Source organism: Mycobacterium sp. TH-M82 (assembly GCF_057473605.1).
The window spans coordinates 1-4,240 of record NZ_JBYCKY010000058.1 but is presented as its reverse complement, the minus strand read 5'-3'; the positions used below and the strand labels follow the sequence as shown (position 1 = coordinate 4,240).

Genomic DNA, 4,240 nt, shown 5'->3' with positions numbered 1-4,240 from the left:
TGGTGGCGCGGTACACGCCGAAGCTGGCGGAGAAGCCGTTCGTGTTGGGCAATACCTACGACGACGGTCTCGGTATTCGGCTGGGCATGTCGGTGGGCGGCGCCACCAAACACATGGACCAGGTGTTCATCACCGCGCCGGTGTACCCTCCGTCGATCCTGCTCACCGGGATCATTGTCAACAGACTCGGCGAGCGATTCGTCGCCGAGGACTCCTACCACTCCCGCACCTCGGGGTTCGTGATGGACCAGCCGGACAGCGCGGCGTTTTTGATCGTCGACGAGACGCACCTGCAGCGTCCGCAGGTGCCGCTGGTGCCGTTGATCGACGGTTGGGAGACCGTGCCGGAAATGGAAGCAGCACTGGGTATTCCGATAGGCAACCTGGTAGCGACGCTTTACCGCTACAACATCTATGCCGCGCGTCGCGAAGATCCCGACTTCCACAAGCATCCGGAATTCCTTGCGCCCCAGGATAGTCCGCCGTGGGGTGCTTTCGACTTATCGTTGGGAAAAGCGATGTATGCCGGGTTCACCGTCGGCGGCCTGGCCACCTCGGTGGACGGTCAGGTGTTGCGCGGCGACGACACCGTCATTCCCGGCCTGTACGCGGTCGGGGCTTGCGCGTCGAACATCGCCCAGGACGGTAAGGGATATGCCAGTGGCACCCAGTTGGGCGAGGGCTCGTTCTTCGGCCGTCGCGCCGGGGCGCATGCGGCCGCCTTCGCTCGTTAGACCGGGGTCGGTTCCTGCTCGAGCCGGCTCAACTCCCACTGGCCTTCCCCGAGCAGCTCCAGCAGGTGCCCGTGGTGGCGCTGGATCGTTCGCCGGTGGCTCACGCTGACCACGACGGTGTCCGGCAGCTCGCTGCGCAGCAGTCGATACAGGGTCAGCTCCAGGCCTTCGTCGAGGGCCGAGGTGGATTCGTCGAGGAACACCGCCTTGGGTCCGGTCAGCAGGATGCGGGCAAATGCCACCCGCTGCTGTTCGCCGGGTGAGAGCACCTTCGCCCAGTCGGCGACCTCGTCGAGCCGGTCGACAAGCTGCGGGAGGGCCACCTTGACCAGAACCTCCGCAAGTTCGGCGTCGGGGATCTCACCGGACGACGACGGGTAGGACACCACCGCGCGCAGATTGCCCAGCGGGACATACGGCAGCTGGGACAGAAACATCGTTTCGTTGGCCGCATCCGGTCGCCGCAGCGTGCCGGACGCATACGGCCACAACTGCGCGAGGCTGCGCAACAACGTCGTCTTTCCGCTGCCCGACGGCCCGGTGATCATCAACGCGTCGCCGACGTCGAGACGGACGTCGAGCGAATCGATCAACGGATCGCCGGCCGGGGTGCGCACCTCGACGCCCTCGATGTCGACCGAGCCCTGCGGGCTGGGCTTGGCGAGCAGCTCAGGGAGATCGCGGGCCTGGCGATCAATCTCCACCAACCCGTGCAGACGGATGATCACGGCGCGATAGCTCGCGAAGTTGTCGTAGGCGTTGCGGAAGAACGACAGCGAGTCGTGGATGTTGCCGAACGCGATCGCGGTCTGCGACACGTCGCCGAACATGATCTGTCCGGAGAACAGCCGCGGCGCCTGGATCACCCACGGCAGCGGGACGATCGCCTGGCTCACCGACAGGTTCCAACCAGCGAACCCGATGGTCCGGTTCACGAAACGGAGATAGTTGTCGATGATCGCCCCGAACCGCTCCCGCAGCTGTAACCGTTCGGCCAGCTCACCCCGGTAGAAGGCGACCGCCTCCGCGGCGTCACGCACCCGGACCAGCGCATACCGGAAGGCGGCGTTGGTGAGCTCGTTGCGGAAGCTCAACCGGATCAGCGGGCGGCCGATGGCAAACGCGACCACAGTCGCGACCAGCACGTAGATGATCACGATCCAGAACATCGCCCGGGGGATACCGAACCCGAACACGGTGAGAGCGCCGGACAGATTCCACAGGATGGCCGCGAAAGACACCACCGACACCATCGACTCGACCGCACCGAACAGCAGAATGCTGCCGGTCCCGTTGACTGGCGCGTTCGGGTTGGCGCCGTAACCGGCGGTGAAGATGTCGACGTCTTGCTGGATGCGCTGGTCGGGGTTGTCGATAGCACCTTCGAGGGCTTCATCGAACTCATCATCGAACCCATCGCCGAACTCATCGCCGAACTCGTTGTCGAACTCATCGCCCTTAGCCGCGTCGACCGAGCCCTCGACGAAATGTGCGCGATAGTAGGCACGGCCGTCGAGCCAGTCGCCGGTGAGGCGATCGGTGAGCCAGACCCGCCAGGCGACCATGAAGTGCTGTGCGAGGTAGATGTCACCCATCACGCGCGCCACGTGCAGCACCGCCATAACACTGAAGATGCCTATCGACATCCAAAACCCGTGTACGCCAGACCGCTTCACCGCGTCGTTGCCTGCCGCGGCGCCCTGGAACGCGGTTTGCAGCGACGAGTACATATCGTTGCCCTGATAGCTGAACAGCACGTTGAGACGCACCGCGATGATGACCGACAACAGCAGTACGGCCAGCTTCAGCCAGACGCCGAGGCTGTCGCCTCCGGTGAAATAGGCGCCGGAGACGCGCCAGAATTGCCGGGCCCACGGCATGGTCACCCGGACCACCGCCAGCACGGCGATGACACAGACTGCACTGATCGCCCAGGCCACCGCGATCCACACCAGCGAATCAGGCAGGGCGTGACCCCAGTCGATGGACGGCTTGAACAGCTTCGAGTCCACGTCGATGTCTCCTTTAGCGCCGGGTGTTCCCGGTCGGCACCTGTTGAAATCCCCTGCGCGAACCTACCGCAGTGCCGCAATCCCACCGATTGGGCGTCGCGTACGGTTGTCCTGTGGCCAGTACCTCCAGGACGACCTCCACAAGCACCGGCACCAAGGCCGGCCGGCTGAGCGGCACGTTCTGGAAGCTGCTCGGCGCCAGCACGGAGAAGAACCGAAGCCGCACCATCGCCGAGGTCGAGGCCGCGGCGAACTACGACCAGAAGGCCGTCGGACTCGACGACGAGCAGCTGCGCAAGGCCGCGCAGCTGCTCGACCTTCAGCAGCTGGCGGACTCGACCGACGTCCCGCAGTTTCTGGCGATCGCCCGCGAGGCCGCCGAGCGCAACACCGGGCTGCGGCCCTACGATGTGCAGCTGCAGGGCGCGCTGCGGATGCTGGCCGGTGACGTGATCGAGATGGCCACCGGCGAGGGCAAGACGCTGTCCGGTGCGATCGCGGCCGCCGGGTATGCGATCGGCGGCCGGCATGTGCACGTCGTCACCATCAACGACTACCTGGCCCGCCGCGACGCCGAGTGGATGGGGCCGCTGTTGGAAGCGCTGGGCCTGACGGTCGGCTGGATCACCGCCGAATCGACCGCCGCCGAGAGGCGCACGGCATACCGGTGCGATGTCACCTATGCGTCGGTCAACGAGATCGGTTTCGACGTGCTGCGCGACCAGCTGGTGACCGACGTCGAGGACCTGGTCTCACCGGATCCCGATGTGGCGCTGATCGATGAGGCCGATTCGGTGCTGGTCGATGAGGCGCTGGTGCCGTTGGTGCTGGCCGGCACCACCCACCGTGAGACACCGCGGCGCGAGATCATCGAGCTGGTCGGCCGGCTGCGACCGGGGGTGGACTACGACAGCGACACCGATCGGCGCAACATCCACCTCACCGAACGGGGCGCCCGCAAAGTCGAGAGGGTGCTGGGCGGCATCGACCTGTACTCCGAGGAGCATGTCACCACCACGCTGACGGAGGTCAACGTGGCACTGCACGCCCATGTGCTGTTGCAGCGCGACGTGCACTACATCGTGCGCGACGGCAAGGTCGCGCTGATCAATGCCTCCCGCGGCCGAATCGCGGCACTGCAACGCTGGCCGGACGGGTTACAGGCTGCGGTGGAGGCCAAGGAGGGCATCGAGACCACCGAGACCGGTGAGGTGTTGGACACCATCACGGTGCAGGCCCTGGTCAATCGGTATCCCACCGTGTGCGGCATGACCGGGACAGCGCTGGCCGCCGGTGAGCAGCTGCGCCAGTTCTACAAGCTGAGCGTGTCCCCGATCCCGCCGAACGAACCGAACATCCGCTCCGACGAGACGGACCGGGTCTACATCACCGCCGCGGCCAAGAACGACGCCATCATCGCCCACATCGCCGAGGTGCACGCCACCGGACAGCCGGTGCTGGTCGGGACCCACGACGTGGCCGAGTCCGAGGAAC

At 65.7% G+C, this 4,240-nt stretch carries 3 protein-coding genes; 2 read left to right on the top strand and 1 reads right to left on the bottom strand.

All coding sequences use genetic code 11. The features are described 5' to 3' along the window. On the top strand, positions 1-734 hold a 734-nt coding region (locus AC2VON_RS01840; RefSeq protein WP_486951408.1), incomplete at its 5' end, for an FAD-binding protein. Here AC2VON_RS01840 and AC2VON_RS01835 read toward each other — a convergent pair. Beyond that, positions 731-2,746 carry an ABC transporter ATP-binding protein/permease gene (locus AC2VON_RS01835; RefSeq protein WP_486951407.1) on the bottom strand — a complete coding sequence of 672 codons (2,016 nt, stop codon included), beginning with the start codon at positions 2,744-2,746 and terminating at the stop codon, positions 731-733. The two genes, AC2VON_RS01840 and AC2VON_RS01835, sit on opposite strands and share 4 nt — an antisense overlap. Positions 2,747-2,859: 113 nt before the next feature. Here AC2VON_RS01835 and secA2 point away from each other — a divergent pair. Beyond that, positions 2,860-4,240, top strand: a 1,381-nt coding sequence (gene secA2 / locus AC2VON_RS01830) for an accessory Sec system translocase SecA2 (protein ID WP_486951406.1), incomplete at its 3' end; no start/stop codon positions are given.